Origin of the sequence: Plantibacter sp. ME-Dv--P-095 (assembly GCF_030209365.1) — a bacterium.
Taxonomy (GTDB): domain Bacteria; phylum Actinomycetota; class Actinomycetes; order Actinomycetales; family Microbacteriaceae; genus Plantibacter.
In genome coordinates this window covers 248,925-274,139 of sequence record NZ_JARVSB010000004.1, presented here as the reverse complement: position 1 = coordinate 274,139, position 25,215 = coordinate 248,925, and the positions used below count along the sequence as shown (strand labels likewise).

26 protein-coding genes and 1 tRNA gene are annotated in these 25,215 nt (G+C 69.3%); 7 read left to right on the top strand and 20 right to left on the bottom strand.

Translation table 11 applies throughout. From position 1 onward, the window contains the following. Positions 1–10 precede the first annotated feature (10 nt). Positions 11–1,093, top strand: coding sequence for a GNAT family N-acetyltransferase (locus QRN26_RS06430; protein WP_285035919.1), 1,083 nt, complete (start codon positions 11–13; stop codon positions 1,091–1,093). A 3-nt stretch (positions 1,094–1,096) separates the two neighbouring features. Here QRN26_RS06430 and mutM read toward each other — a convergent pair whose 3' ends face one another. The 6 genes from mutM to QRN26_RS06400 form a co-directional block, all read right to left on the bottom strand. Next, positions 1,097–1,987: a bifunctional DNA-formamidopyrimidine glycosylase/DNA-(apurinic or apyrimidinic site) lyase gene (gene mutM, locus QRN26_RS06425; RefSeq protein WP_285035918.1), complete on the bottom strand. Its 891-nt coding sequence runs from the start codon at positions 1,985–1,987 to the stop codon at positions 1,097–1,099. Further along, positions 1,971–2,627: a ribonuclease III gene (rnc, locus tag QRN26_RS06420; RefSeq protein ID WP_056011317.1), complete on the bottom strand. Its 657-nt coding sequence runs from the start codon at positions 2,625–2,627 to the stop codon at positions 1,971–1,973. The genes mutM and rnc overlap by 17 nt, the downstream gene beginning before the upstream one ends. A 112-nt stretch (positions 2,628–2,739) precedes the next feature. Further along, complete coding sequence (rpmF, locus tag QRN26_RS06415) at positions 2,740–2,949, bottom strand: 50S ribosomal protein L32 (RefSeq protein ID WP_056006932.1); 210 nt, start codon at positions 2,947–2,949, stop codon at positions 2,740–2,742. A 3-nt stretch (positions 2,950–2,952) separates the two neighbouring features. Further along, entirely contained in the window at positions 2,953–3,465 is a 513-nt protein-coding gene (locus QRN26_RS06410; RefSeq protein WP_285036073.1) for a YceD family protein, read from the bottom strand. A 111-nt stretch (positions 3,466–3,576) separates the two neighbouring features. Next, positions 3,577–4,059: a pantetheine-phosphate adenylyltransferase gene (gene coaD, locus QRN26_RS06405; RefSeq protein WP_285035916.1), complete on the bottom strand. Its 483-nt coding sequence runs from the start codon at positions 4,057–4,059 to the stop codon at positions 3,577–3,579. A gap of 19 nt (positions 4,060–4,078) precedes the next feature. Continuing rightward, positions 4,079–6,247 carry an ATP-dependent DNA helicase RecG gene (locus tag QRN26_RS06400; protein ID WP_285035915.1) on the bottom strand — a complete coding sequence of 723 codons (2,169 nt, stop codon included), beginning with the start codon at positions 6,245–6,247 and terminating at the stop codon, positions 4,079–4,081. A gap of 72 nt (positions 6,248–6,319) precedes the next feature. On the opposite strand from QRN26_RS06400, the gene rsmD reads away from it, so the two are divergent. Beyond that, positions 6,320–6,892, top strand: coding sequence for a 16S rRNA (guanine(966)-N(2))-methyltransferase RsmD (gene rsmD, locus QRN26_RS06395; RefSeq protein ID WP_056778106.1), 573 nt, complete (start codon positions 6,320–6,322; stop codon positions 6,890–6,892). Between the two features lie 31 nt (positions 6,893–6,923). Here rsmD and thiL read toward each other — a convergent pair whose 3' ends face one another. After that, positions 6,924–7,940, bottom strand: coding sequence for a thiamine-phosphate kinase (thiL, locus tag QRN26_RS06390; RefSeq protein WP_056778110.1), 1,017 nt, complete (start codon positions 7,938–7,940; stop codon positions 6,924–6,926). 25 nt (positions 7,941–7,965) lie between these two features. On the opposite strand from thiL, the gene QRN26_RS06385 reads away from it, so the two are divergent. Further along, complete coding sequence (locus tag QRN26_RS06385; protein WP_056006950.1) at positions 7,966–8,457, top strand: DUF3515 family protein; 492 nt, start codon at positions 7,966–7,968, stop codon at positions 8,455–8,457. 34 nt (positions 8,458–8,491) lie between these two features. Here QRN26_RS06385 and QRN26_RS06380 read toward each other — a convergent pair whose 3' ends face one another. From QRN26_RS06380 to QRN26_RS06330, 11 genes are all read right to left on the bottom strand, one after another. Then, on the bottom strand, positions 8,492–9,583 hold the full coding sequence (locus QRN26_RS06380; RefSeq protein ID WP_285035913.1) for a D-alanine--D-alanine ligase family protein: 1,092 nt from the start codon (positions 9,581–9,583) through the stop codon (positions 8,492–8,494). Beyond that, a complete protein-coding gene (locus tag QRN26_RS06375) occupies positions 9,480–10,625 on the bottom strand; it encodes an NAD(P)H-dependent glycerol-3-phosphate dehydrogenase (protein ID WP_056006955.1) in 1,146 nt (381 codons plus the stop codon). Before QRN26_RS06375 ends, QRN26_RS06380 begins: the two co-directional genes overlap by 104 nt. Then, complete coding sequence (locus tag QRN26_RS06370) at positions 10,615–11,355, bottom strand: lysophospholipid acyltransferase family protein (protein WP_056006958.1); 741 nt, start codon at positions 11,353–11,355, stop codon at positions 10,615–10,617. Before QRN26_RS06370 ends, QRN26_RS06375 begins: the two co-directional genes overlap by 11 nt. 6 nt (positions 11,356–11,361) lie before the next feature. Further along, positions 11,362–12,732 carry a UDP-N-acetylglucosamine 1-carboxyvinyltransferase gene (gene murA, locus QRN26_RS06365; RefSeq protein WP_056006959.1) on the bottom strand — a complete coding sequence of 457 codons (1,371 nt, stop codon included), beginning with the start codon at positions 12,730–12,732 and terminating at the stop codon, positions 11,362–11,364. A 19-nt stretch (positions 12,733–12,751) separates the two neighbouring features. After that, entirely contained in the window at positions 12,752–13,348 is a 597-nt protein-coding gene (gene leuD / locus QRN26_RS06360; protein WP_056006962.1) for a 3-isopropylmalate dehydratase small subunit, read from the bottom strand. Continuing rightward, positions 13,348–14,844 carry a 3-isopropylmalate dehydratase large subunit gene (leuC, locus tag QRN26_RS06355; RefSeq protein ID WP_285035912.1) on the bottom strand — a complete coding sequence of 499 codons (1,497 nt, stop codon included), beginning with the start codon at positions 14,842–14,844 and terminating at the stop codon, positions 13,348–13,350. Before leuC ends, leuD begins: the two co-directional genes overlap by 1 nt. A 180-nt stretch (positions 14,845–15,024) precedes the next feature. Further along, a complete protein-coding gene (locus tag QRN26_RS06350) occupies positions 15,025–16,167 on the bottom strand; it encodes a DUF4333 domain-containing protein (RefSeq protein WP_285035911.1) in 1,143 nt (380 codons plus the stop codon). Then, positions 16,164–17,090, bottom strand: a complete 927-nt coding sequence (locus QRN26_RS06345; RefSeq protein ID WP_056006971.1) for a hypothetical protein — start codon at positions 17,088–17,090, stop codon at positions 16,164–16,166. The genes QRN26_RS06350 and QRN26_RS06345 overlap by 4 nt, the downstream gene beginning before the upstream one ends. Continuing rightward, positions 17,087–18,142: a trypsin-like serine peptidase gene (locus QRN26_RS06340; protein WP_056006974.1), complete on the bottom strand. Its 1,056-nt coding sequence runs from the start codon at positions 18,140–18,142 to the stop codon at positions 17,087–17,089. The genes QRN26_RS06345 and QRN26_RS06340 overlap by 4 nt, the downstream gene beginning before the upstream one ends. 185 nt (positions 18,143–18,327) lie before the next feature. Beyond that, positions 18,328–18,400 (bottom strand) — tRNA-Glu (locus tag QRN26_RS06335). Positions 18,401–18,509: 109 nt separating this feature from the next. Further along, on the bottom strand, positions 18,510–19,412 hold the full coding sequence (locus QRN26_RS06330) for a diacylglycerol/lipid kinase family protein (RefSeq protein WP_285035910.1): 903 nt from the start codon (positions 19,410–19,412) through the stop codon (positions 18,510–18,512). Between the two features lie 83 nt (positions 19,413–19,495). Between QRN26_RS06330 and QRN26_RS06325 the strand changes: the two genes are divergently transcribed. After that, positions 19,496–20,134, top strand: a complete 639-nt coding sequence (locus QRN26_RS06325; protein WP_056006980.1) for an MBL fold metallo-hydrolase — start codon at positions 19,496–19,498, stop codon at positions 20,132–20,134. A 10-nt stretch (positions 20,135–20,144) separates the two neighbouring features. Here QRN26_RS06325 and QRN26_RS06320 read toward each other — a convergent pair whose 3' ends face one another. Next, a complete protein-coding gene (locus tag QRN26_RS06320; protein ID WP_285035909.1) occupies positions 20,145–21,239 on the bottom strand; it encodes a fatty acid desaturase family protein in 1,095 nt (364 codons plus the stop codon). 375 nt (positions 21,240–21,614) lie between these two features. On the opposite strand from QRN26_RS06320, the gene QRN26_RS06315 reads away from it, so the two are divergent. Further along, positions 21,615–21,818 carry a cold-shock protein gene (locus QRN26_RS06315; RefSeq protein WP_056006986.1) on the top strand — a complete coding sequence of 68 codons (204 nt, stop codon included), beginning with the start codon at positions 21,615–21,617 and terminating at the stop codon, positions 21,816–21,818. Positions 21,819–22,004: 186 nt separating this feature from the next. Here QRN26_RS06315 and QRN26_RS06310 read toward each other — a convergent pair whose 3' ends face one another. Further along, complete coding sequence (locus tag QRN26_RS06310; protein ID WP_056006988.1) at positions 22,005–22,706, bottom strand: SOS response-associated peptidase; 702 nt, start codon at positions 22,704–22,706, stop codon at positions 22,005–22,007. Between the two features lie 141 nt (positions 22,707–22,847). Between QRN26_RS06310 and imuA' the strand changes: the two genes are divergently transcribed. After that, entirely contained in the window at positions 22,848–23,582 is a 735-nt protein-coding gene (gene imuA', locus QRN26_RS06305) for a DnaE2-dependent mutagenesis accessory factor ImuA' (protein WP_056006991.1), read from the top strand. Then, positions 23,579–25,174 carry a DNA polymerase Y family protein gene (locus tag QRN26_RS06300; protein WP_285035905.1) on the top strand — a complete coding sequence of 532 codons (1,596 nt, stop codon included), beginning with the start codon at positions 23,579–23,581 and terminating at the stop codon, positions 25,172–25,174. Before imuA' ends, QRN26_RS06300 begins: the two co-directional genes overlap by 4 nt. The last annotated feature ends 41 nt before the right edge of the window (positions 25,175–25,215 follow it).

The window sequence follows — 25,215 nt, the reverse complement described above, 5'->3', positions numbered from 1 at the left end:
GGAGGCGACGATGCGCGTCACGATCGACGACGTGGAGATCCCGGCATCCGGGAGCTCGGCCGTGTTCGATGCGGTCCAGGAGGTCGCGAACACGCTCGAAGCGGAGATCTGGTCCACCGACGACTTCTCCCTGACCTCCACCATGACCCTTCCCGAGTACCGCGACCAGCGGTTCCAACGACGCGTCCTGCTCGCCGCCGTCCTCGACGGCCGTGTGGTCGGTCGCGGCTGGCTCGGGTACGGCACCGAGGGCGACGCGGCGACCGCCTCCCTGGACGTCGGCGTCCTTCCCGAGGCGCGTCGTCGAGGGATCGGCACGGCTCTCCAGCTGGACCTCGAGCGGCGGGCCCTCGCCGCCGGTCGCCAGACGGTGACCGCGTTCACGCAGCACGCCGTCGACGACATCCCGTCCGACGAACCGCTCCTCGGCGCGAGCGTCGGCGAACAGGCGATCCCCGCGAACGCCGCGGCCAGCCGGTTCATGCTCGATCGTGGATACGCCCTCGCTCAGGTCGAGCGGACCAACCGCTGCGACCTCGCCACGACGCTCGGGGAGCTGCCGGACATCGTCGCGACATCGACCGCGCGAGCCGGACACGCGTACCGCCTCGTGCACTGGGTGGACCGCACCCCCGACGAGCTGCTCAGCTCGCTCGCGACTGCCCGCGAACACATGGCGACCGACATCCCGGCCGCCGATCTGGAACTCGACCCCGAGGTCTGGACGCCCGATCGCGTCCGCGCCCGCGAGGATCAGCTGGCGGCGTCGGGCGACCACGCGATCGTCGTCGCCGCCGTCCACCGCGACAGCGGCGCGGTCGCCGGGTACACCGAGCTCGTCCTCGGCGAGGGCAAGGTGCACGCGGAGCAGTGGGACACGCTCGTCCTCGCCGCCCACCGAGGGCACGGCCTCGGGCTCTGGATGAAAGCGGCGAACCTCCTCGCACTCGCGGAGCGGGCACCGGAGCGGTCGAGGATCTACACCTGGAACGCCGATGAGAACGAACACATGCTCGCGATCAACGACCGACTCGGGTTCCGCATCATCGGCTACTCGGGCCAATGGCAGCGCCGGCTCCCCCGCGACGCCTGAGCGTCACGTCCGGCGTTGGCAGACCGGACAGCGGTGTGATCCGCGGTTCATGAACTGTTCGCGCACGATGAACGTCCCACAGCGCGCGCACGGCTTCCCCTGCCGGCCGTAGGCGTTGAGGCTGTGGGCGAAGTACCCGGCCTGCCCGTTGACGTTCACGTACTGGGCGTCGAAGCTCGTGCCGCCCTCCGCCAGCGCCTTCGCGAGGACCTGCCGCACCTCGTCGAGCAGGCGCGCAGCGCGCGGACGGCTCAAGCGGGCGGTCTCCTGCTCGGGATGGATGCGCGCCGCCCAGAGCGACTCGTCCGCGTAGATGTTGCCGATCCCGCTGACGAGGGTCTGGTCGAGGAGTGCTCGCTTCACCCCGGTCCGTTTCTCGCGCAGCCGTCGGAGGAAGACGGCGTCGTCGAAGGCGGGGTCCATCGGGTCGCGGGCGATGTGCGAGACCTGATCCGGCACCAGTGCGACGTCGTCTCCGAACCCTCCGGCAGCACCGTCCGACGTGGGGACGAGCGCCGTCACGGCCATGGACCCGAAGATCCGCTGATCGACGAAGTGGAGCCAGAGTTCCCCGTGTTCGGGATGCTCCAGCTGCAGTCGGATCCGCAGGAGTCGGTCGGCGTCGTCGCCCGGCGACCGCAGCAGCATCTGTCCGCTCATCCCCAGGTGGCCGACGATCGCCTCCTGGTCGTCGAGCGGGAACCACAGGAACTTCCCGCGTCGGACCGCCGAGCGGATCGTCCGCCCCGTCAACCGTGCCGTGAAGTCAGCGACACCGCTCGCGTGGCGGCGCAGGGAGCGTTCGTCGAAGACCTCGACGCCGGCGACGGTCGACCCACTGACGGCGGGCTCGAGGCCGGCGCGGACGACCTCGACCTCAGGGAGTTCCGGCACTGATCCTCGACCAGGCTTCCAGGGCGGCCGCCATCTCGGCGTGCTTCTTGCTCGTGCCGGAGCCCGTCGCGGTGACGGCGGTGCCGACCGTGACCGTCGCGACGAACCGACGGTTGTGGTCGGGACCGGAGCTGGCGATCTCGTACACGGGTGCCGGAGCACCGATCGCGGCGGCGGCCTCCTGCAGGCTCGTCTTCGGGTCCATCGCGGCCCCGAAGCGTTCAGGGTTCTCGAGCAACGGCGTCACCAGGCGCAGGACGAGCGCCGTGGCCGCGTCAGGACCGGCGGACAGGTAGGTCGCGCCGATGACGGCCTCCATCGTGTCGGCCAGGATGGACGCCTTGTCTCGGCCCCCGGTCTGGTCCTCGCCCTTGCCGAGCTTGATGCGCTCGCCCAGGCCGATCGAGCGGGCGACCTCGGCGAGCGCGATCGTCGACACGAGACTGGCCCGTCGCTTCGCGAGCTGGCCTTCGTCGAGGTGCGGGAAGTCACGGTAGAGCATCACCGTGACGGCCTGCCCGAGGATGGAGTCGCCGAGGAACTCCAGGCGCTCGTTGTGCGGGAGCCCACCGTGCTCGTACGCGTACGAGCGGTGTGTCAGCGCGAGGTCGAGGAGCTCATAGGAGACATCGACATCCAGCTGCCGGGCACAAGCGACGACACCGGGGTCGGGCTCCGAGAAGGAGCCGACCCCGGTGTGGTCGGAATGGTTCGTGTTCACGCTGTTCGAACGCGGACGTTCAACAGAGCGATCAGACGTCTGCGACCTTGCGGCCCTTGTACTCGAGGTAGAGGGCGGTGCCCTGCGAGTCCTCGACGACCTTGGCGCGGTGCGGCAGGCTGTACGTGACGCGGCCGTTCTCCACCGTCTTCACGAGCGTCGGCACGGCGGCCTTCCACTGCGAGCGACGCGAGCGGGTGTTCGAGCGCGAGACCTTCCGCTTCGGGGGGTTTCCAGCCATGATCTATCTCTCTTCTGTGTCTGCAGCCGCGCCCGGGGCGCTGCTGGCGTCTGTGTCAAGTTCGGAGTCTGAGGACAAGCCCGCGAGCGCAGACCAGCGAGGATCTGCGACGTCTTGGGGGTGTCGTTCCGGACGTTCGGCCAGCCGCTCACCGGTCTCGGGATCGAGTCCGGGGCAATCCGGCTGGCACACCGGCTGAAACGGCAATGCGAGAACTACCGCATCTCTGACCAGAGGTTCAAGATCCACGTGGTCGTCGTGAACCTCGAAGTCAGACGCTTCCGAATCAGGATACGCGAAAAGTTCCTGAATCTCGACTTCGACGGGCAGTTCGATGTCGCGGAGGCACCGACCGCACTCGCCGGTCGCCGTCGCATCGACGTCCACGGTGACGAGGATGCCCTCGTGCACGGACTCGAGACGGACCTCCTCGGAGAGCGTCGTGCCCTCCTGGACGGCGACGAGACCCTCGCCCCATCGCTCGGCGAGCACGACCTCGAGGTCGTGCTCACGCATCTCCCCAGGACGGTTCACCAGATCGCGCACGTTGACGCTGAACGGGGAGTTGTTGGTTCTCTTTCTAGCCACGATCGACGATTCTACGCCGAACGCGACCGAGGAGCCGCCCTAGCCCTCCTGCAGGAAGGAGGCCACGACCGGCGGAACGTACGGGCTGACGTCGCCACCGAGTGCGGCGACCTGCCTGACCAGCGAGCTCGAGACGTGGGCGTGCGCCGGGTCCGGGAGGAGGAAGACCGTCTCCACGCCGGCGAGGCTGCGGTTCATGATGGCCATGGGCGTCTCGTAGGCGACGTCGACCTGTGAACGGATGCCCTTGACGAGCACGCTCGCGCCGACGTCGGTGCAGTAGTCCACCAGCAGACCGACGTTCCACTGCGCCACCACGATGTTGTCCGGCAGGCCGCCGTCCATGATGGAGCGTTCGAGGAGCGACACGCGCTGCGGCATCGGCAGCAGTGCGGACTTGTCGGGGTTGTGCACGACGAGGACGTGGAGTTCGTCGAAGATCCGCGCCGCCCGCTCGATGACATCCAGGTGCCCCAGGGTGACGGGGTCGAACGATCCGGGGACGACGGCGATCCGCTTCATGGAGCCAGCCTAGCCGTGCTCAGTTCTTGGCGAGGGCGGCGCGGTCGGATTCGTCGAGGCGACGGCGCAGGGCCTCCGCCAGGGCGGGGTGCTCGGCGAGGTCGGGATCCGAGGCGAGGAGCTCGGCCGCATCAGCCCGAGCCTCGATGATGACCTCACTGTCGTGCACCACCCGCAGCAGCTTGAGGGATGACCGACCACCGGACTGCGTGCTGCCGAGGACGTCGCCCTCGCGCCGCAGTTCGAGGTCGACCTGCGCGAGGTCGAAGCCGTCGAGCGTCGCCGCCACGGCGTCGACCCGCTCGCGGGCGGTGCTCTCCATCTCGGCCGCGGTGACGAGCAGACAGAGGCCCGGCACACCACCTCGCCCCACCCGCCCGCGCAGCTGGTGCAACTGTGAGACGCCGAAGCGGTCCGCGTCGAGGACGACCATCGTCGAGGCGTTCGGGACGTCGACACCGACCTCGATGACGGTGGTCGCCACCAGGACGTCGATGTCGCCCGCCGCGAAGGCGCGCATCGTCCGGTCCTTCTCCTCGGCGCTCATACGACCGTGCAGGACCTCGATCCGTCGGGCGGCGAGCAGCGGGTGCCGCCGGAGCTCCTCGACCGTCGTCAGGACGGAGGCGACCGGGCGTGCCGGATCGACGTCCTCCTCGAGGGACTCCCCCGGTTCGACCTCCTTGGCGTCGATCGCCGGACACACCACGAACCCCTGCCGCCCCTGGGCGAGTTCCTCCGCCAGCCGCTCCCACACGCGCGAGATCCAGCGTGGGTGGTCCGCGAGGGCCACCACGAAGCTCTCGATGCCCTGGCGCCCCTGCGGCAGCTCCTTGATCATGCTGACGTCGAGATCACCGAAGACGGTCATGGCGACCGTGCGTGGGATCGGCGTCGCCGTCAGCACGAGCACGTGCGGCGGGGTACGCCCCTTCTGGCGGAGCTGATCGCGTTGCTCCACGCCGAATCGGTGCTGCTCGTCGACGACCACCAAGCCCAGGTCGGCGAAGCTGACGGCATCACCCAGCAGCGCGTGCGTCCCGATCACGATGCGAGCCTGGCCGGCGACGATGCGGAGCAGCGCGCGTTTGCGTTCGGCCGTCGGCAGCTGCCCGGTGAGCAGGGTCGGCATGAGTTCCGCCGCGAGGTCCGGGCCGAGGGATCGGACGATCGACCGCAGGTGCTGGGCCGCCAGGACCTCCGTGGGCGCCAGGAGCACGGATTGTCCTCCGCTGTCGGCCACCGCCGCCATGGCCCGCAGCGCGACCAGGGTCTTCCCCGAGCCCACCTCGCCCTGGACGAGGCGGTTCATGGGATGGCGCTGCGCGAGGTCGGCGGCGATCTCCGCTCCGACCGTCTGCTGGTCGCCGGTCAGCTCGAACGGCAGCGCCGCGTCGAGCCGGGTCAGATACCCGCCGGCTCGGGGTGTGCGCGGCTCGGCCGCGAGGGCTCTGGTCGCCGCGCGCTGTTGGAGGAGCGCCGTCTGCAGCAGATACGCCTCCTGGTAGCGGAGGCTGCGGCGCCCCCGCTGCCAGTCGCGGTCCACGGCAGGCCGGTGCACCGCGCGGATGGCGGCATCGAAGGACAGCTCGCTCCTCGCCGAGCGGACGGACCGCGGAACGGGATCCTCCTGGGGCGGCAACGCGTCGAGGACGAGCTCGACGGACTGTTTGAGGTTCCAGCTCGTGATGGTGCTCGTCGCCGGATAGATCGGGATGGGCGCCTCGGACCACGCCTTCGCCTGCGCATCGGCGAGCGCCGGTGCTTCGGCGTCGTCGGGGAAGAGCTGGTATTGCGGATGTGCGAGTTGGTAGCTGCCGCGGTAGTCGCCGACCTTGCCGGCGAAGATGCCACGGAGTCCCGGTCGGAGCTCGTTCGCCCGCCACTTCTGGTTGAAGAAGGTGAGGTTGAGTCGGCCCTGGCCGTCGGAGATGACCACCTCGAGGATGGAGCCCTTGCGCTGCTTCATCTCCCGGTCGCGGACCTCGACCACGTCGGCGACGATCGTGACGTCCTCGCCGAGCGGCAGCTGCCCGATGGCCGTCAGCTCGCCGCGTCTCGCGTAGCGACGGGGGTAGTGCTCGAGCAGGTCGCCGACGGTCTCGACGCCGAACGCCTTCTGCAGTGCCGTGGCCGTGCGCCCACCGAGGACGCCCCCGAGCTTCGTGCCCAGCTCGATCCCCGTCATGCCCTCGATTCTATTCGGCACCTCGGACACCGACGGTTCGCCTCGTCCCGTGCGGCCTGCGAGGATGGAGCCATGGCCGGCATCAGGATCATCTCGGGTTTCGCCGGATCACGCACGATCCGGGTTCCGGGCAGCGGGACACGACCCACGAGTGATCGTGTCCGCGAAGCGCTCTTCTCAGCACTGGAGGCCCGCGACGTCATCGCCGGGGCCGAGGTGCTCGACCTCTACGCCGGATCAGGCTCCCTCGGACTCGAGTGCGCGAGTCGGGGCGCGACCGTGGTGACCTTGGTCGACCGGTCGTCCGAGGCCGCGAAGCTGTGCCGCGACAACGCCAGGATCGTGACGGCGGCGGCCCCTCGTGGCGCGGCGCCCCGGATCACGGTGCAGGCCAAGGCGGTCGGCGCCTATCTCGCGGGGGCGACGGTCCCGTCCGACCTCGTGTTCATCGATCCGCCCTACGACCTGCCCGAGGCCGAGCTCACCGCCAACCTGGCGGCGCTCGTCGGCCTCGTGGCGGATGACGGCCTGATCCTCGTGGAACGCAGCTCCCGGTCGCCGGAACCCACGCTCCCCGCCGAGCTCGAGGTGTTGCGGAAGAGCACCTACGGCGAGACCCTCATCTGGTGGATCGCTCCGGCCTGATCCGTCCCACCGAGGCCGTCGACGCCGCACGTCAGCCGGCGGCGTCGTCCCAGTCTCGGTACGGGTCCCACCCCGCGTCGCCGTCGTAGAGCCTGCCGTCCACGAGGACACCGGCTCCCGACCGCACCGTGCCGATGGCGCGGAACCCGTCGGGGACACCGCCCGCCGCGGGGAACGTCGCCAGCAGCGCGTGGTCCTCTCCACCGGAGAGGGCGAGCACGGCGTCGGCGCCCAGCGCGTCGCCCCGGAGGTCGATCGCGACACCACTCGCCCGAGCGAGACGCCCGGCGTCCAGCGCGAGGCCGTCGGAGAGGTCGAGCATCGCCGTGGCTCCCCCGACGGCCGCGACGACGCCGGCACCGATCGGTGGGCGCGGGGCCAACTGCGCCTCGACCAGGGCCCGATGCTCCACCCGTAGCGCGGCCGCCGCCTCGGCCGACGGGACCCCCGCCTCGTCGACCCCTCGGTCGAACAGCAGCCGGAGGCCGGCCGCCGCCGCTCCCAGCTCACCGGCGACCGCGACGGTGTCACCGACCTGCGCGCCATCCCGACGGACAGGAGCTCTCCCCTCCAGGTCCCCGAACGCCGTCACCGCGATCATGAACACGTCCGAGACGGCCAGATCACCACCGACGACGCCACACCCCGGCGCGAGGGCGGAGCAGGCGTCGCGGAGGCCCTCGGCGAACCCGTCGAGGACGGCGACCGGCAGGTGCTTCGGCATCGCCAACGCCACCACGAGGGCCGTCGGCCTGGCACCCATGGCGGCGACATCGGCGAGGTTGCTGGCCGCGGCCTTCCAGCCCAGATCGTGTCCGGTCGACCACGCGAGCCGGAAGTCCGGGCCGTGGATCATCGTGTCCGTCGTCACGACGAACCGACCGTCCGGCGCCTGCACGACCGCTGCGTCATCGCCTGGCCCGAGGAGTTCGGCCTCCGCGTGCGGCAGACGGGGGAAGATCCGTTCCAGCAGCTCCCCCTCGGCCAGGTCGCCGACGGACGTCCCGTGCATCGCACCACCGCCGGAGGCACTCCCAGACTCGTTCATGGGATCAACGGTAGCCTGGTGTGCGATGTCCCCGACCCGCGCCCTCCTGGCCACCGCCCTCGCTGCGGTCGCCGCCCTCGCCCTCGCCGGCTGTGCCCCCGCCGTCGCACTCGAACCAGCCGACGACGCGAACAACCCACAGTGCGCCGAGGTGACGGTGCGCCTCCCCGACGTGGTGGCCGAGCTGCCGGAACGCACGACCGACGCGCAGGCCACCGGCGCCTGGGGCGACCCGTCAGCCGTCCTCCTGCACTGCGGCGTCGCCATCCCCGGCCCCACCACCCAGCAGTGCCAGTCCGTGAACGGGGTCGACTGGATCATCGACGACAGCGACGCGCCGCGCTACCGCTTCACGACCTTCGGCCGCACCCCCGCGGTCGAGATCGTGCTCGACGGTGACGCCGTCGCCAGCAGCACCGTGCTCGCCGACCTCGCGCCGGCCGTCTCGGTCCTGCCCATCACGGGCAAGTGCACCGCCCTCGGCGACGCCGAGCTGCCGATCCCCACTGACGGCTGACACCGACGGCTGACGCCCGAGGGCACCCGTCTGGTCACGACCGGGCGCGCGCGACCTCGATCAATTCGGTGATGAGTTCCGGATAGCTGAGCCCCGAGGCGAGCCAGCAACTCGGGAACATCGAGATCGGCGTGAAGCCGGGCATGGTGTTCACCTCGTTGACGACGAAGCCGTCGGCGGTCAGGAAGAAGTCGACCCGCGCGAGCCCGGCGCATCCGAGGGCGTCGAACGACCGCCTCGCGAGGTCCTGCATGTCGGCGAGCTGCGCGTCGGGGATGTCGGCAGGGCAGACCAGCTCGATGCCGGGGGCGTCCAGATACTTGGCCGCGAAGTCGTAGAAGTCGCGTCCGGTGACGACGACCTCGCCGGCCACGGACACCCGCGGAGCAGTGCCGGGCAGCGACTCGAGGACGGCGCACTCGACCTCGCGCCCGACGAGGCCGGTCTCGACGAGCACCGTCGAGTCCTCGGCGAGGGCGACCTCGATCGCGGCGGCGAACGCCTCGGGCGAGGACACCTTCGAGACACCGACACTCGATCCGGCGCGAGCCGGCTTCACGAAGGCCGGGAGCCCCAGGGAACCGAGTGACGACAGGACCTGCTCCGGTGCGGACGCCCACTCGTAGGCGGAGAACCGGACCCAGGGGGCGACGGCGATCCCTGCGGCTTCGAGCACGGTCTTCGTGAAGTGCTTGTCCATCCCGAGCGACGACGCCAACACCCCCGACCCGACGTACGGCAGGTCGACGAGCTCCAGCATCCCCTGCACGGTCCCGTCCTCGCCGAACCGGCCGTGGAGGATCGGGAACACGATGTCGATCGGTCCGAGCGTCGACTCGACACCGTCGGGGCCGACCACGGTCAACTCCCGGGAGCCGATCCGATCAGGCCACCGCACGGCGGGACGCGAGGCGTCGACCTCCGGAAGGTGCTCAGGATCGAGCGCGTACCGGCTCGGGTCGTCGACCTCGAGGACGTAGGACCCGTCGTGGGCTATGCCGACCGGGTAGACGTCGTATCGTTCACGGTCGATCGCCGCGAGGACGCCGCCCGCCGTTGCGCAGCTGATCGAGTGCTCGCTTGAACGGCCTCCAAAGAGCACCACCACTCCGGTCTTGTGCGTCATCGTTGCTTCTCTCCCCCTGGGGTTCGTCGTCGTCGGTCGTCAAGTGTGGTGCGATGTCCTTCGGGTCGAGCGTGCCGTCGAGCACCTGCTTGACCTGTTCGACGATGGGCATCGCGACACCCTTCGCGCGGGCCAGTTCGAGGACCGGAGCGACGGAGGCGAGCCCCTCGGCCGTCTGCTGCATCTGCTTGACGACATCGTCGAACTGATACCCCTGCCCGAGCAGTCGGCCCGCCGTGTTGTTGCGGGACAACGGGGACTGGCAGGTGGCGATGAGGTCGCCGAGCCCGGCCAGGCCCGACAGGGTCTCGGGCTGGGCGCCGTGGGCGACCGCGAAGTCGGTCATCTCGACCAGCCCTCGCGTGATGATGGACGCCTTCGTGTTCTCGCCGTAGCCGACGCCGTCGACGATGCCGATCGCCACGGCGATGAGGTTCTTCAGGACCCCACCGAACTCGGTCCCGATCACGTCGGTGTTGACGAAGCTGCGGAAGTAGCGGTTGCGCGCCAACAGCGCGACCGTCTGCGCGGTCTCGAGGCTCTCCGAGGAGATGACCGCCGCGGTCGGCTGCTCACGGGCGATCTCGAGGGCGAGGTTCGGACCGGAGGCGACGGCGATGCGCGAGGGGTCGATGTCGAGCGTCTCCCGGATGACCTCGCTCATGCGCGAGCCGCTGCGTCGCTCCACACCCTTCATGAGCGACACCACGATGGTGCCCTCCTCGAGGTGCGGGCGGAGCGCGATGAGGTTGTCGCGCAGGGACTGGCTCGGAACCGACAGGAACACCACCGCAGCCCCGCGCACGGCGTCGACCATGCTCGCCGTGGCCGTCATGCGCATCGGCAGGTTGATGCCCGGCAAGTAGTCGCTGTTGCGCTTCGCCTCGGTGATCTCACGGGCGAGCTCGGGTCGTCTGGCCCACATGACCACGTCGGACCCACCGTCCGCGAGGATCTTGCCGAACGTCGTGCCCCAGCTGCCCGCTCCGAGCACGGCGACCCTCGTGGCGGCCGGTGATGCCGGAACGTTCCTAGGACTCAAAGCGGCCCGTCTCCTTCTGCTGGTGTTTCGAGGGGTCCCAACGCTCCGTGGGAGCCTGGGCACCGCGGAGTTCCTCGCAGAGGGCGGTGATGGCCTGCATGACGACCTCGGTCGCCTCGTTCAGCGTCTTCGAGTCTAGCGGCCGACCCGCGAAGGCCGAGAGGTCGACCGGCTCACCGATGGCGACGTCGACGCGCTTCCGCAGCGGGAACACCCGCAGCTTCCCGTACCGCGGCATGACCTCCTGCGTACCCCAGTGCGCTGCGGGGATGATAGGCAGGCCGTGGGTGAGGGCGATCCGCGCCGCGCCCGTGCGTCCGCGCATGGGCCACAGCCCCGGGTCACGGGTGAGCGACCCCTCCGGGTACACGATGACGCCTTGACCGCGACGGGCGAGGTGCGCCGCGGCGCTCACCGGATCCATGCCCCTGGCCGAACCCTCGCGCTGCACCGGGATCTGCCCCGACCGGCTCAGGAGCCACCCGACGACCGGCACGCGGAACAGGCTGCCCTTGGCCATGAAGCGAGGTTGCCTGCCGAGCCGCCAGACGGCGGCGCCCATGATCAACGGGTCGAACTCGCTGTCGTGGTTGGGCGACAGGATGAAGGCACCCTCCTGTGGCAGTCGTTCACCGTGCCGGATCCGCAGCTTGACGAGGGCGCTGAACGGCGGGATCGCTATCGACGACAACAGCCAGTAGATCGACGGTCTCGACCGCTCCACCCCCACAGCGGACTACTTCGTTTCGAGGACGAAGTCAGCACCGAGCTGCTGGAGCTTGACGATGAAGTTCTCGTACCCGCGGCTGATGATGCCGACGTTGCTGACCGTGGACTTCCCCTCGGCCGTCAGCGCCGCGATGAGGTGGCTGAAGCCACCGCGGAGGTCGGGGACCTCGATGTCGGCGCCGTGCAGCGGCGTCGGTCCGTTGATGACGGCGGCCTGCTCGAGGTTGCGACGAGGCACCCGACGAGGCGTGCCGGACAGTCCGTTCGGGTGCACGACGATGTTCGCGCCCATCGTGTTGAGCGCGTCCGTGAAACCGAAGCGGTTCTCGTACACGGTCTCGTGGACGATGGACTCACCCTTCGCCTGCGTGAGCGCCACGATCAACGGCTGCTGCCAGTCCGTCATGAATCCGGGGTGCACGTCGGTCTCGATGACGACGGGCTTGAGCTCCTCCTTGCGGTAGAAGCGGATGCCGTCGTCGGTGATGTCGAATCCGCCGCCCGCCTTCCGGAAGATGTTCAGGAACGTCATCATGTCCTGCTGCTTCGCGCCGCCGACGAACACGTCGCCGTCGGTGGCCAGTGCCGCCGAGGCCCAGCTGGCGGCCTCGTTGCGGTCGCCGATCGCCGTGTGGTCGTAGCCCTCGAGCTTGTCCACGCCCTCGATGAGGATGACGCGGTTGGGCTCGTAGGAGATGATCGCGCCCATCTTCTGGAGGACCGCGATGAGATCCATGATCTCGGGTTCGATCGCGGCGCCCTTGAGCTCCGTCGTGCCCTTCGCACGGACCGCGGTGAGGAGCACCTGCTCCGTCGCGCCGACGCTCGGGTACGGCAGGTGCACCGTCGTCCCGTGGAGACCGTTCGGAGCCGAGAGCCGGATGCCCTGCGGGAGCTTCTCGACGACCGCGCCGAACTTCCGGAGCGCGTCGAGGTGGAAGTCGATCGGACGGTCGCCGATGCGGCAGCCGCCGAGGTCCGGGATGAAGGCTGCTCCGAGGCGGTGCAGCAGCGGGCCGCAGAACAGGATCGGGATCCGCGAGAAGCCGGCGTGTGCGTCGATCTCCTCCATGTGCGCGGACTCGACGTTCGTCGGGTCGAGGCGGAGCTCGTTGGGGTTCTCCCCCTCGGTGACGTCGACGCCGTGGATCTCGAGCAGCGACCGGACGACCCGGACGTCGCTGATGTTCGGCACGTTGCGCAGGACGCTGACGTTCTCCCCGAGCAGCGACGCCACCATGGCCTTGGTCACGAGGTTCTTGGCACCCTTGACCTCGATCCGGCCGGTGAGCGGGATGCCGCCGTTGATCGTGATGCGGTCGACATCGAGTCCGACCGACGAGCCTGCCGCCTGTGACGCCTGGACGAGTGAATTCAAACCGGTACCTACTGCCTTGCTACTTGACGGGAATGGTGCGGGGCAGCCAGTTGGGCCGCCGGGCTTCGAATGCGGTGATCTGCTCCTCGCTGCGGAGCGTCAGCCCGATGTCATCGAGTCCTTCGATGAGCCGCCACCGAGTGTAATCGTCGACCTCGAACGAAACCGTGAGATCGCCGACCGTGATGGTGCGGTCGATGAGGTTCACCACCGAGTCAGCGCCCGGGGACGCCTCGATCGCCGCCCAGAGCTGTTCCAGCTCCTCCTCGGTGACCTGGGCCGCCAGCAGCCCCTGCTTCCCCGAGTTGCCGCGGAAGATGTCGCCGAAGCGCGACGACACGACGACGGTGAACCCGAAGTCGCGGAGCGCCCACACGGCGTGCTCGCGCGACGAGCCCGTCCCGAAGTCGTGCCCGGCGACGAGGATGCTCGCGCCCTGGTAGGCCGGCTGGTTGAGCACGAAGTCCGGGTCCTGTCGCCACCCGGCGAAGAGCGCGTCCTCGAAGCCCGTCTTGGTGACGCGCTTCAGGTAGACGGCGGGGATGATCTGGTCGGTGTCGACGTTGGAGCGGCGCAACGGTGCTGCGATGCCGGTGACGGTCGTGAACTTGTCCATCAGGCGTGCACGCCTTCCTGCTCGGTCGCCGCGTGTCTGCCGAGGCCGACCTCCAGGTCGGCGGGGCTGGAGAGCGTTCCGCGGATGGCGGTGGCGGCGGCGACGAGCGGCGAGACGAGGTGCGTCCGACCGCCCTTGCCCTGACGACCCTCGAAGTTGCGGTTGGAGGTGGACGCACAGCGTTCGCCCGGGGCGAGTTGATCGGGGTTCATGCCGAGGCACATGGAGCACCCGGCGAAGCGCCATTCCGCACCGAAATCGGTGATGATCTTGTCGAGGCCCTCGGCCTCCGCCTCGATCCGCACCCGGGCTGACCCGGGGACCACCATGACCCGCACGCCCTCGGCCTTCGTGCGGCCTTCGATGATGGACGCGAAGGCCCGGAGGTCTTCGATGCGGCTGTTCGTGCAGGAACCCATGAAGACGGCGTCGACCGGGATGTCCTTCATCGGCGTGCCGGCTTCGAGGGCCATGTACTCCAGGGCGCGCTCGGCGGCCGACCGTTCGTTCGGGTCCGCGATGGCGGCGGGGTCCGGCACGTTCTCGCTCAGCGAGACGCCCTGTCCGGGGTTGGTGCCCCAGGTGACGAACGGCTCGAGGGTGTCGGCGTCGAGGAAGACCTCGGCGTCGAAGGCGGCACCCTCGTCGGTCGCGAGGGTGTCCCAGTACGCGACGGCCTCGTCCCAGTCGGCTCCGGTCGGCGCATGCGGGCGACCCTGCAGGTAGTCGTAGGTGGTCTGGTCGGGGGCGACCATGCCGGCACGTGCTCCAGCTTCGATCGACATGTTGCAGATCGTCATGCGCCCCTCCATCGAGAGCGCACGGATCGCGGAACCGCGGTACTCGAGCACGTACCCCTGCCCGCCGCCGGTGCCGATCTTCGCGATCACGGCGAGGATGATGTCCTTCGCGGTGACGCCCGGACGCAAGGTGCCCTCGACGGTGATCGCCATGGTCTTGAACGGCTTCAGCGGAAGGGTCTGGGTCGCCATGACGTGCTCGACCTCGCTCGTGCCGATACCGAAGGCCATCGCGCCGAACGCGCCGTGCGTCGAGGTGTGCGAATCGCCGCAGACGACCGTGATCCCCGGCATGGTGAGGCCGAGCTGCGGGCCGACGACGTGCACGATGCCCTGATCGAGGTCGCCGAGCGAGTGGATGCGGACGCCGAACTCTGCAGCGTTCCGCCGCAGCGTCTCGATCTGCGTGCGGCTCGTGAGGTCGGCGATCGGCTTGTCGATCGCGAGCGTCGGGGTGTTGTGGTCTTCGGTCGCGATCGTGAGGTCCACGCGGCGGAGCGGGCGATCGGCCAGGCGCAGCCCGTCGAACGCCTGCGGGCTCGTCACCTCGTGGACGAGGTGCAGGTCGATGTAGATGAGGTCGGGCGTGCCGTCCTCGCCCTTGACGACGAGATGGTCGTCCCAGACCTTCTCGGCCAGCGTCCGCGGGTGCTCGGGGATGCTCGGGATGGACGGATCGGCGTTCAGCTGCGACATGTCGTGGAATTCCTTCAAACGATGAGTGGACAGGCGTCAGCGACCTCCGCGACGAGGGAGCCTGGGTCTAGGCCTCGTCGCGGCACGGAAGGAGGAGCAGCCCGGACAGCATGGGCCCAGCGTACCACCCTGCACACGCCCGGCCTGGCCCTGGAGCCGGGCCACCGACGCCCCGATCCCCTACTTCGGCGCGTCGACCCCGACGCGGTACTGCCCCTGATCGTTGATGACCTCGACGGCCACCGGGTAGCTCTTCGCGTTGTAGGAGAAGGTGCACTCGAACTGCGTCCCGGTCGTGGCCGGCTGGTCGCTCGGGCACTCCACCTTCTCGACGTCGGCCAACCCGAAGTCCTGCTTGAGCACCTCGGCCACGCCGGTCTGCACCGCCCCGCGGTCGAGCATCGGGGTGAACAGGCGGCCGACCGACAGCAGGGTGAGCGGAACCGCGATGAGCGACGCGGCCACGGCACCGATGACGACACCGGTCCAGAGTTTGCGGCCGAGCGGCTTGCGCGGCGCTTTCGGCGTCGAGGCGGACTGCTGGGCCGGGCCGCCGTACTCGGGGCCCGGACGGAACGGGCCCGTGGATGGACCGGGCTGCTGCTGCCCGGGTCGCTGAGACGGCCCCTGCTGCTGCGGACCCTGTGGCTGACCTCCCGTGAACGGAGCGCCCGGGTGCTGGGCCTGTCCCGGCCCGAAGGGCTGGGGTCCGGGAGGACGCCCCTGACCGAACGACTGGTTGCCCGGCTGGCCGTTCGGCGCGCCCGTCGGACGAGCCTGAGGTCCTCCGTGAGGCTGGTTGGGCTGCGGCGGCTGCTGGCCCTGGCCGGACTGACCGTAGTGCGCCGGAGGACGGAATCCGTCCGGGCCCTGCTGCTGTCCCTGAGCCGGCGGCCGACCAGCGGGCGCGCCCGACGGCGGCCCCTGCTGAGGCCACGGCCGCCCGGCCGCGTCGGGTGCGGCCTGCTGACCCTGGTTCGTCTGCGAAGAGCCGGTGGGCTGCTGCCCCGGGGCGCCGTTCGGCCGCCCGTTCGGGTACGACGGCGGTCCGGACGCCGAGCTGTTCCCGGGCGTGCCGTTCTGGGCGGGGCCGCCCTGGGACGGACCGCCCTGACCGTTCTGCGTGGGTCCGGCCTGGGACGGACCGTGCTGGCTGTTCTGCGCGGTGCCGTTCGTCGGCGGCGTCTGCAGCTGCGGGCTTCCCGGTCCGAACTCCAGGCGCGGTGCGTTCGGGTCGGGGAACCCGGGTGGCTGCTGGTCCGGTCGCAGCGGTCCGCCGACCGGGGGTCTTCCGAGGTTCTCGGGCTTCTGGTCGTCGGTCATTTCCGCAACTCCTCGATCCGATCCCAGAACGCGGCCTGATCGGCCGCCGGGATCACCGTCGTGTCGAATCCTGATGGTGACGTCGGCAGGTCCTCGAGGGTCGACGTCCCCGACACCTCGAAGCCGGCTTGCAGCTGCAGCGGCGTGTCGCCGTCGACCGTTCCGCTCAGCTCCATCTTCACGAGCCCGCCCTCCGCGTTCTGGAAGATCGTGACCGGCAACTGCGTCGCCAGCTCATCCTCGCTGAACGAGGAGACGACATCGTCCGGCAGGTCGAAGAGCGTCCCCACCGCCAGCACGCTCTCGAGGGTCGCGCTCGTCGAGATCTGCGAGGACCCGTCGTTGCGCATCGAGACGACGACGCTGCTCGGCACCCCCTGCTCGGAGCTGCGGGTCGCTTCGACCGCCGTGTAGATGTCGCACGCGATCGAGATCCCGGGGAAGACGCACGCGGGCCCGAGCGAACCCTCCGTGTCCTCGTCCGCCGTGTACTGCGTATCGACGGCCACCCACTCCGTCGGGGCGAGTTCTTTGAGCTCGCCACCCAGGAGGAGCAGGTCGTAGTTGCGGCCTGCCTCGTGGTAGATGTCGACCGTGTTGCCGTCGGCCGAACCCTTGTCCTGGCTGAACGAGGCGGTCGGGTCACCGAACAGGACCACCGAGTCGTTCTCGTGCGACTCGAGGTCGCCGGAGACGGCGTGCACGTAAGCAGACCCGATGACGTCCGGCGCCTGCCCGATCTGGGCGGCGAGGAGTTCGAACCTGGCCTCGGCGAGATCCTGCATGTAGCTCTGTTGGGCGGCGGCGTCGGGGAACGCCGAGCCTGGCGTCGTGCACGCGGTCAAGGCGAGGGCGGCCCCGCCGGCGATGACGAGGAGGCGGATCACCCCAGGGCGCCGCGTCGTCTGCAGGTGGGCGGTCACGATCCCTCCGCCAGAGCGTCGTTGTAGAGCGTGAGCGCCCGCTGGCCGAGGACCGGGCCCTCGAGCCAGGATCCGTCGCCGCGGGAGGTGACGGAGGTGACGTACCCGGCGCCGGTGGCGGGGTCGAGTCTGGTGAGCCAGCCGCCGCCCGAACATCCCGGCGTCATGAGGCAGTCGACCCGGTAGCCCGCGTACCCCTTGGTGGCCGCCTGGCTCGCGCAGTACCGCTGCGACTGGCCGTCGAACGGAGCGGCGGACGGGTACCCGATCACGGTGATGCCCTCCGGCGGGGTTCCGAAGGAGATGCCTTGACCGCCGGTGACCTCCTGGATCTTCTGACCCGACGCGTTCGGAGCGAGCCGGATGAAGGCGAAGTCGTACGCCCAGCCGTTCCCGCTCGTCGCGCCGCTGGCGTCGGAGGTCGCCTCACTGGTGAACTCGTCGGGGACGTAGGTGCTGACACCCGCCCACTGGCCGTACGGCTGGGTCTGACCGTTGGCCGCGTCGGCCGGGATGAAGATGATGTTCTCGGCGAGCTGCTTGCCGTAGGTGTCCCACACGCAGTGGCCCGCGGTCAGCACGAGGTCCATGGTCGGCGCGTTGACGACGCTCGCGGAGCAGACGTAGGTGGCGCCACCGATGGAGAAGTAGAGGCGCCCCTGCGTCGCTGCGGCGAGCCCCGTTGCCGGGTAGGGATCGCCGGCGGCGGTCGGCGCGATGGCCTTGACGTCGACGTCGGGGCCGACCCCGGTGCTCGGGTGGACGACCACGCCGGTCGCCTGGTCGCCCGTGAGGGTGTCCTCGCCCGGCTTGAGGTCAGGGGCCTTCGCGCCACCGAACTTGTCGTCGGTCCAGTAGTCGTTGACCTCCTGCGGGCTCGCGTCGAAGTCCTTGCGCAGGGTGTCGTCCGTCCCGCCGGCGACGTCGATGACGGGGCCGGCCTCACCCGCGACGGGCTCCCCCGTGACCGGGATGGAACATCCCGTCAGCAGGGCGGCGAGGATCAGGACGGCGGCTGTCGCCGGAGCGCGGCGCTTCTGCTTCACGATCACCCGGCCAAGCTAGCACGCAGCAACGTCCCAGGAGATCGGTGCGAACCCTGCCGTCGCCGCGCATCGCCCCGAAACGTCGGACGACACCGCCGCGAACCGGGCATCGCGAGAGAGGCCCTCGACCCCACGACGAAAAAGCCCCGCTCCCTGTAGACACAGGAGAACGGGGCTTCTTTTCGGTGTTGTGACCCCAACGGGATTTGAACCCGTGCTGCCGCCGTGAGAGGGCGGTGTCCTAGGCCGCTAAACGATGGGGCCGTAAGCAACGGATATGAGTATGCCATACGATTTCGAGCCGTACAAATCGACGCCCTGACAGGCCTCCGGCGGGCGTGTCGGCACCCCTCCCGGCTGTGTCGCCGCGGCCTCAGGCGAGGACTCGGAGCGCCCCCGGCACCACCTCGACCACGACCGGCAGGGGTCCGATCCGTTCCCCGTCCGCGTACGCCGAGATGTCCGCCGCTCCGATCGACACGGAACGGACCCGCGACAGCCGGACGATGTCGAGTTCGGTGTGTGCGCCGGAGAACACCTTCGGGAAGAGGCGGAGGAACCGCGACCGCGACACCGGCGCGACGACGAAGAGGTCGAATCGCCCATCGGCGAGGTCGGCCTGCGGGGCGATCAACATGCCGCCTCCGATCGAGGTGTTGTTCGCCACGGCGAGGAGCACCGCCTCCACCGACTCGGCCACACCGTCGACCACCAAGTCGTACCGGCGGGGTCGCAAAGCGATGAGTTCTCGGAGGATCGCGATGGTGTAGCGACTCCGACCGCGCGGACGCCGCATCCGGTTCGCCCGCTCGTTCACCAGCGCATCGAACCCTGCAGACACGGCTCCGACGAACCAGGTCGTGCGATCCCCGACCCTCGCGGTGCCCGCATCGATGGTGCGCGGCTCCCGATCCAGCGCCCGCACCAGCAGGTCGATGGCCGCCGCGGGGTCGTCCAACGGGATGCCGAGGCCTCTGGCGATGTCGTTCCCCGTACCGGAGGGGACGACGCCGAACGGCAGCCCGGAGTCCCGCACCGCCTCGACCGCCAGACTCACCATCCCGTCACCGCCGACGACGACGAGCGCGTCCAGGCCGGTGTCGATCGCGGCACGCACCGAGACCCGGAGTCCCTCGACGTCGTCCTCCTGCAGGTGGACCGTCCGGTGGCCGGCGGTGTGGAGCGCGTCGAGCACCATCGGGCCGACCGCTCGGGTCGCGCCGAAGGACGCGGACGGGTTGATGGCGACGCCGATGCGTCGTTGCTGCGTGGTCACGTGCCGATTCTGACAGGAGCGGGGCCGAGCGAGGCCCGACGGACCGGGTTGCCTTGGATGCCGGGACGGTATTCACTCGTCCTATGAGACTGACGAAGTTCGAACACGCAGCATTCCTCCTCGAGACCGACGGCGCCAAGCTCGTCGTGGACCCCGGGTCGTTCACGGCACCGATCGCGGACGTCGACCACGTCGTGGCGGTCCTGATCACGCACCTCCACCCCGACCACTGGACCGGGGAGCACCTGGACCGCATCCTCGCGGCGAGTCCCGGGGCCGTCGTGTACGGCCCTGCCGGTGTGGCCGCCGCGGCAGAGGGATACGACGTCACCGTCGTCGCACCGGGCGACGTGGTGGAGGTCGGACCGTTCGTGCTCCGGTTCTTCGGCGGCACCCACGCGGTCATCCACCCGTCGATCCCCGTCATCGACAACGTCGGCGTCCTCATCAACGACCGGGTCTACTACCCCGGGGACTCCTTCGCCGTGCCGGAAGGCGTCGAGGTCGACGTCCTCGCCGCGCCGGCCGGGGCACCGTGGATGAAGATCTCGGAGGGGATGGACTTCGTCACGGCCGTGGCCCCGAAGCGTGCCTTCGGCACGCATGAGATGGTGCTGTCCGGCGCGGGGCAGAGCATGTCACACGATCGCCTGCGATGGGCGACCGAGCAGGGCGGCGGAAGCTACTTCGCCCTCGCCCCGCTCGACACCCTCGAGATCTGACCGCCGTCGACTACCGGCGGCGGAAGTTCGCCGCCGCCGGGCAGTCGAACGGGTCGCGGGCCGAGAGACCCACGCGGTTCAAGTACTCGATGACGATCGCGTAGGACTGCAACAGCGTGGTCTCGGTGTACGGGACCTGCTGGGTCTCGCAGTGCTCCCGCACGATGACACGGGCGCGGGCGAGAGCCGGTCGGGGCATGCTCGGGAACAGGTGGTGCTCGATCTGGTAGTTCAGGCCGCCCATGAAGGTGGCCATGCCGAATCCGCGGACGTTGCGCGAGGTCAACACCTGCTTGCGGAGGAAGTCGAGCTTCATGTCGGCGGGGATGATCGGCATGCCCTTGTGGTTCGGGGCGAAGGACGCTCCCATGTAGACGCCGAAGACGGCGAGCTGGACACCGAGGAACGCGAACGCCATGCCCAGGGGCAGGAAGAGGAAGATCGCTGCGAGGTACAGGCCGACGCGAGCGACGATCATGCTGATCTCCGCGACCCGGCCGTCGACCTTGCCCGGCCCGAAGAGGGTCTTGAAGGACAGCGCGTGCAGGTTGATGCCCTCGAGCATGAGGAGCGGGAAGAAGAGGTACCCCTGCTTCCGGGTGATGAGCGTCTGGAGGCCCTTGGCCTTCGCCGCGTCCTCTTCGATGAAGGAGATCGTGTCGATCTCGATGTCGGGGTCCTTGGTCACCTGGTTCGGGTTCGCGTGGTGACGCGTGTGCTTCGTCATCCACCAGGAGTAGCTGATGCCGACGATCCCGGCGGCGAGGAACCGGCCGGCGCGGTCGTTCGCACGACCGGACTCGAACACCTGACGGTGCGAGGCCTCATGGGCGAGGAACGCGAACTGGGTCAGGATGATGCCGAGCGCTCCGGCGATGAGGAGCTGGAACCAGGACTCGCGCAGCAGGATGAACCCGGTCACGCAGCCGAGGAGCGCGATGACGAGGAACGAGAACGTGAGGATGTAGAACATGCGGTGGCGGCGCAGCAGTCCCGCTTCACGAACCGTCTTCAACAGCGACGAGTATGAGCTGGTGACGTTCGCAGCGCCGGGCTTGCGGGGGCTCGTGGCACGAACCGGGCCGAGGATGGCTTCAGTTGACATGGGCACTCCGGAGGAATCGTGTCGACTTCCCAGCCGGGGGCGATGAGCGGACGCTCGGTCGAGCGGAAGCTCTGCAGATGGCCTCAGCCTACGGTCGACGGCTGGGGAATCACCTCACATCTCGGTATCCGCACAGGTTCCCCACGTCGAGACGGGCGATCCGGGGAAAAGTCGCAGAATTCGTCAATCCGTTACCTGTTTGAGTTCCACTTGTGCGCCCTCATGGGCTAACGTGGATCGAAGTTGTTGTGTTGCGCAGGTATTTCAAGCCGCGTTTCCACCGATGGATACGCTGCTTTTCTGAGGAGCGAGCAAAGAACACCGCGACGAACGGTCCCGAAAGTCGGGAACGGTCACTCATGAAAGAGGAAATACATGTCAACTGGAACTGTGAAGTGGTTCAACGCCGAAAAGGGCTTCGGCTTCATCACCCCTGACGACGGCAGCGCCGACGTCTTCGCACACTTCTCCGCCATCGCGACGAGCGGCTACCGCTCGCTCGAGGAGAACCAGAAGGTCGAGTTCGAGACCAACCAGGGCCCCAAGGGCCTGCAGGCTGAGAACATCCGCCCCCTCTGATTCTCTGATCAGTCGGAGCTGACGATCCGAGTGGCCGGTCTTTCCAGCCCTCGCGTCTGAGACACCGAGAACCGCCCCTGACGTTCGCGTCAGGGGCGGTTCTGTGTTTCCAGGGGGGGTACGTGACCGGATGTCGACCGCGCCGTCGCCCGATCGCGCCGACGGCCCGATGTCGCGAGCGAGTGGTCAGTCCTGGACCGGGACGATGAGCTCGGGCCCGTCACCCTGCAACGGTGCGACACGGTGGAACACCAGTTGCTCCGCGACGTCGGTCGCAGCGAGCACCATCTCGTCGACCTCGTCCTGATCCGCCTCATGGTGCGGGTCGAGCCATTCGTCCCAGCACTCCGGAGGGAGGGTCACGGGCGTCCGCGGGTGCAGCCCCTGCAACGACCCGACGGCCGGGCGGGTGAGGATGGTCGCACTTAGCACCCATCGCCGCGGATCGTCGTCCGAGAGCGAGCGGTCCCGCCACCACGAGTAGAGTCCGGCGAAGACGATCGGCTCACCGCCGGCCGTCTGTACGTAGTAGGGCGTCTTCACCGTTCCCTCGGTGTGCCATTCGTAGTATCCGGCGGCGGGGATGAGCGCACGGCGTCGCTTGAGCGAATCCGCGAAGGTGGGCTTCGTGGTGATCTCCTCCGAGCGCGCGTTGAAGGTCGGGTACTGGCTCTTCAGCTCCGTGGCGAACGCCGGCACGAGCGACCATCGTGCGGATTCGAGACGCCGGACCGCCGGCTCCGTCTTCGCCGAGTCGAGGATGATCGGGATCTGCTCCGTCGGGCGCACGTTGTACGAGGGCCCGGGCAGCTCGGCAGCCGCATGGTCGATGTCGAAGAGCTCGATCAGCTCTTCGGTGGATTCGGTCACGACGAAACGTCCGCACATGGGCCCAGCGTACCGGCCACCGATGACACACCACGCCGCGTGTCGGTGGTCTCGGGGACCATGGTCCCACTGAGCGTCATCCGTCGGTGAACCCGGGTCGACCCGGTTGACTTGTTCGAAGACATGTTCGAATATTGACCCATGGCCCTCCACGCACTCGTCGACTCCCCCGTCAGGGCGGACACCGCGACCGAGCTGCACGAGCTCCAGGGCCGCATCAAGCGGATGCAAGGGACACGACTCGACACCAGGTCGCTGCCGACCGCCCCGGAACTCTCGCGACTCCTTCCCGGGGGCGCACTCCAGGCCGGCGGGAGCTACTCGGTCCTCGGTTCCACGGCACTCGCCATGTCCCTCATGGCCGGTCCATCCGCGGCCGGCACCTGGTGCGCCGTCATCGGCCTTCCAGCGTTCGGGATCGAAGCCGCGGCCTCCTCCGGGATCGATCTCGAGCGACTCGTCCTCGTCCCCCGGCCCGGGCCCGACTGGCTCACGGTCACCGCCGCCATGGCCGACGTCGCCGGGGTGCTCATCACGGCGCCCCCAGGCCGGATCGCGCCGAGCGACGCAGCACGGCTCGCCGCCCGGCTCCGCCAACGCGAGGCGGCACTCATCGTCCTCGGCTCCTGGCCGCAGAGCGACGCGACGCTCCGCGTGACCGAGAGCTCCTGGAGCGGCCTCGGCTCGGGTCACGGGCATCTCCTGCGTCGACGACTCACGGTCAGCTCGATGCTCGGGCAAGGTGGGGTCGGCAGGCCTCGCACCGCGCACCTCACCCTGCCCCTGGGGCCGCTCGACGACCGGGCCGAGCAGCCCTCCCGCACCAGGCTCGACGACGACACGGTCACCCGGCTCCCCATGGTGGTGAACCGATGACGATCGAGACGCCTGCCGAACTCGTCGAGCGCACGATGGTGCTCTGGTGTCCCGACTGGCCGATCGTGGCGGCGAGACTCTCCGGCACCCTGCCTCCGGACACCGCCGACGGTCCCCTCGCGCTGGTGGAGCACGGGGAGGTCCTCGCCTGCGACGCGATCGCTCGCCGAGCAGGAGTCCGGAGAGGGTTGCGCATCCGCGAGGCGGAGGCCCGGTGTCCGGAGCTGGTCACCGCAGACTACGACCCGGTCATCGACACCCGGGCGTTCGAACCGATCCTGCTCGGCATCGAAACACTCATGCCGGGCGTCCAGCCCTACCGCGCCGGGCTCTGCGCCATCCGCTCCAGAGGTCCGAGCCGCTACTACGGCGGCGAGTCGGCTGCGGCGGACGTCCTCCGCGCCTGCCTCGACGACCTCGGTGTGCCCGACGCCCGGATCGGTATCGCCGACGGCCCGTTCGCCGCAGAACAGGCGGCGCGGTCGACCGTGGTCCAGCAGGACGACTCCCGGATCCTGGTCATCCCACCGGGAGCGTCCTCGGCCTTCCTGGCCCCACTGCCGTTGACGACACTCGGACGCCCTGAACTCAGCACCCTGCTGCATCGACTCGGGATCAGCACCCTGGGAGCGTTCGGGTCGTTGCCCGCGACCGAGGTGCGCGACCGTTTCGGCGTCGACGGCGCCCGTGCCCACCGTCTCGCCGCCGGCGCGGACGCCAGGAGTGTCGTCCCCCGCGTCCCACCGACCGAGCTGAACGTCGCCGTCTCCTTCGAACCTCCGCTCGACCGCATCGATCAGCTCACCTTCGGGTTCCGGCAGTCCGCGGAGCGGTTCATCGCCGGATTGACCGCGGCAGGACTCGTGACCACCGCGATCACGATCAGCATGCGCAGCGAACGTGGCGAGCGCTCCACCCGGACCTGGTTGCATCCGCGTTGGTTCACCGCCGGTGACGTCCTCGACCGGGTGCGTTGGCAGCTGCAGGGCTCATCGAACATCGACCACGGACTCGCCTCCCCCGTCGAGCTCGTCGAGGTCGTCCCGGAGACCCTCGACGACGCTGCGGAACACGAGGAAGGTCTCTGGGGCAGTGGTCCGGACGAACGCATCCACAGCGGGCTCGCCCGGGTCCAGAGCATGCTCGGTCACGACGGTGTCCTGACTGCCGTGCCGTCCGGTGGGCGTCTCCTCCTCGACCGCCGCATCCTCGTCCCCTGGGGCAGTGTCCCGCCGGGTGGCGGGACCGCCGTGGCCGAACGTCGGAGCCGGCCGTGGCCCGGTACCATCCCCGGAGCAGCTCCCACGACCGTGTTCGACATCGCGGTTCCGGTCGAGGTGGTAGACGCGACGGGCAGAACGGTGGAGGTCGGCGAGCGCGGCACGCTGAGCGCACCACCCGCACGGTTCTCCGCCTTCTCCCACTGGCACGTCGTCGACGGTTGGGCCGGCCCCTGGAGCATCGACGAACGGTGGTGGGACGACGACGCCCACCGACACGTCCACCGTCTCCAGGTGGTGGACGACGAAGGCGACGCCTGGCTGCTCCTCCTGGAGGCGCAGCACTGGAGAGCCGAAGCACGGTACGACTGACCACATCCAGCCAGCACCCCAGCAGCATGACGAGAGGAACC

Coding starts and splice junctions, on each gene's coding strand:
- QRN26_RS06320 (WP_285035909.1), bottom strand. CDS start 21,239: ATGTCAACTGAAGCCATCCTCGGCCCGGTTCGTGCCACGAGCCCCCGC.
- thiL (WP_056778110.1), bottom strand. CDS start 7,940: ATGAACGAGTCTGGGAGTGCCTCCGGCGGTGGTGCGATGCACGGGACG.
- QRN26_RS06380 (WP_285035913.1), bottom strand. CDS start 9,583: ATGACGCACAAGACCGGAGTGGTGGTGCTCTTTGGAGGCCGTTCAAGC.
- coaD (WP_285035916.1), bottom strand. CDS start 4,059: ATGAAGCGGATCGCCGTCGTCCCCGGATCGTTCGACCCCGTCACCCTG.
- QRN26_RS06315 (WP_056006986.1), top strand. CDS start 21,615: ATGTCAACTGGAACTGTGAAGTGGTTCAACGCCGAAAAGGGCTTCGGC.
- QRN26_RS06300 (WP_285035905.1), top strand. CDS start 23,579: ATGACGATCGAGACGCCTGCCGAACTCGTCGAGCGCACGATGGTGCTC.
- QRN26_RS06410 (WP_285036073.1), bottom strand. CDS start 3,465: ATGCGTGAGCACGACCTCGAGGTCGTGCTCGCCGAGCGATGGGGCGAG.
- QRN26_RS06430 (WP_285035919.1), top strand. CDS start 11: ATGCGCGTCACGATCGACGACGTGGAGATCCCGGCATCCGGGAGCTCG.
- rsmD (WP_056778106.1), top strand. CDS start 6,320: ATGGCCGGCATCAGGATCATCTCGGGTTTCGCCGGATCACGCACGATC.
- QRN26_RS06350 (WP_285035911.1), bottom strand. CDS start 16,167: ATGACCGACGACCAGAAGCCCGAGAACCTCGGAAGACCCCCGGTCGGC.
- imuA' (WP_056006991.1), top strand. CDS start 22,848: ATGGCCCTCCACGCACTCGTCGACTCCCCCGTCAGGGCGGACACCGCG.
- QRN26_RS06325 (WP_056006980.1), top strand. CDS start 19,496: ATGAGACTGACGAAGTTCGAACACGCAGCATTCCTCCTCGAGACCGAC.
- QRN26_RS06385 (WP_056006950.1), top strand. CDS start 7,966: ATGTCCCCGACCCGCGCCCTCCTGGCCACCGCCCTCGCTGCGGTCGCC.
- rpmF (WP_056006932.1), bottom strand. CDS start 2,949: ATGGCTGGAAACCCCCCGAAGCGGAAGGTCTCGCGCTCGAACACCCGC.
- QRN26_RS06400 (WP_285035915.1), bottom strand. CDS start 6,247: ATGACGGGGATCGAGCTGGGCACGAAGCTCGGGGGCGTCCTCGGTGGG.
- leuD (WP_056006962.1), bottom strand. CDS start 13,348: ATGGACAAGTTCACGACCGTCACCGGCATCGCAGCACCGTTGCGCCGC.
- QRN26_RS06310 (WP_056006988.1), bottom strand. CDS start 22,706: ATGTGCGGACGTTTCGTCGTGACCGAATCCACCGAAGAGCTGATCGAG.
- leuC (WP_285035912.1), bottom strand. CDS start 14,844: ATGTCGCAGCTGAACGCCGATCCGTCCATCCCGAGCATCCCCGAGCAC.